The following is a 1,733-nucleotide window of genomic DNA, read 5'->3' as shown; positions in this document are numbered from 1 at the left end:
TTTCCATACTGAGTTAGTAAGTCATGCGCAAAAACCATTTGCTGACGTGATTGATAAAATTGAGTTTAACTCGCCAACTATTCCGGTATTTGCAAACGGCAGTGCACAAGCTCATTCAGATCAAAGCGCTGAGATTAAAGAGAGCCTGAAAAACCATATTCTGCAATCTGTGCATTTTAATGATGAGATAGATAATCTCTATAATGCAGGTGGTCGTATCTTTGTAGAATTCGGCCCTAAAAACGTATTAACCCGTTTAGTGGATAATATATTAGCCGACAAAACCGATGTTACAACCATTGCTGTTAATGGCAATCCTAAAAAACCGGCGGATCTGCAACTGCGTTTAGCGGCGCTGGAAATGGCCGTATTAGGTGTACAACTGGATAATATCGATCCATATAATGCTATTGAACGTCCTTTAAGCGGGCCTAAAAAATCACCTCTGGCGATGAAGTTAAGTGGTGCTGCTTATGTCAGCCCTAAATCGAAAAAAGCTTTTGCTGATACCTTAACTGATGGTTGGAAGCTGACTAATGCAGAGCCAAAAGTGATTGAAAAAGAGGTCATTAAAGAAGTTATTGTTGAAAAAGTGGTTGAGAAAATTGTTTATGTTAATGCTGATGGCGTACCTGTAAATCAAGCTGCGCCTGAAAGTGATAATAGAGATTTGGTGAAATCAATTGAACAAAGCGTCAGTTCGTTTGTCGAGCATCAGGCGCAACTGTTAAACGTGCATCAGGAATATATGCAGGGGCCGCAAGAGTACGCTAAGACATTCCAAAACGTGTTACAGGCGCAAGCAGGTGCAACTGAGTTACCGGCAAGTTTAGATAAAACACTAGGTATGTATCATGACTTCCAGTCTGAAACACTGCGTGTGCATGAAACTTATTTGAATAATCAAACCGAAAATATGCAGCAGATGTTGGCATCATTGTCTGCAGGACAAGTAGCTGATTCTGTTACAGCTGTACCTACAAAACCGCTACAAGCAGCACAAAACAGCATGTCGGGAAAATTGTCTGCAGGACAAGTAGCTGATTCGGTTACAGTCGTACCTGCAAAACCGCTACAAGCAGCACAAAACAGCATGCCGGATAATAAAGCAGTTGTTAGTCAGCCGCAGTTAACTGTGCAGGCACAACTCGCCAAAACTCATCAAACGATTCAAGAAAATCAAGCGAAGGCAACGGTTATGACAGTCGCCGTTGTCCAATCGCCAGTCACAGCGACTGCCAGCTTTGATTTAAACTGTGTGCAAACAGTAATGCTGGATGTGGTTGCCGATAAAACCGGTTACCCGGCTGAGATGCTGGAATTGAGCATGGATATGGAAGCCGATCTTGGTATCGACTCCATTAAACGCGTTGAAATATTAGGTGCGGTACAGGATGAAATTCAAGATTTACCGGAATTAAATCCGGAAGATCTCGCTGAGCTTAAAACACTGGGTGAAATCGTAACTTATATGATTTCCTGTGCAGCAAAGGGCAAAGCACCCGCTGCTTCTGCGCCAGTAACTCAAACCGTTTCTCTTGATCTCAATAAAATTCAAAGCGTAATGCTGGCGGTAGTTGCCGATAAAACCGGTTACCCGGCAGAGATGCTTGAACTGACCATGGATATGGAAGCGGATCTTGGTATCGACTCCATTAAACGTGTTGAAATCTTAGGGGCGGTACAGGATGAAATTCAAGATTTACCGGAATTAAATCCGGAAGATCTCGCTG

General features: G+C 42.9%; 1 protein-coding gene. It reads left to right on the top strand.

The features are described from left to right. The coding region (locus AC4GME_RS16480) for a phosphopantetheine-binding protein (protein ID WP_490379803.1) at window positions 1–1,733 on the top strand (1,733 nt) is incomplete at both ends.

It is taken from the genome of Psychromonas sp., assembly GCF_983033635.1.
This window is presented reverse-complemented; position numbering and strand designations above follow the sequence as displayed.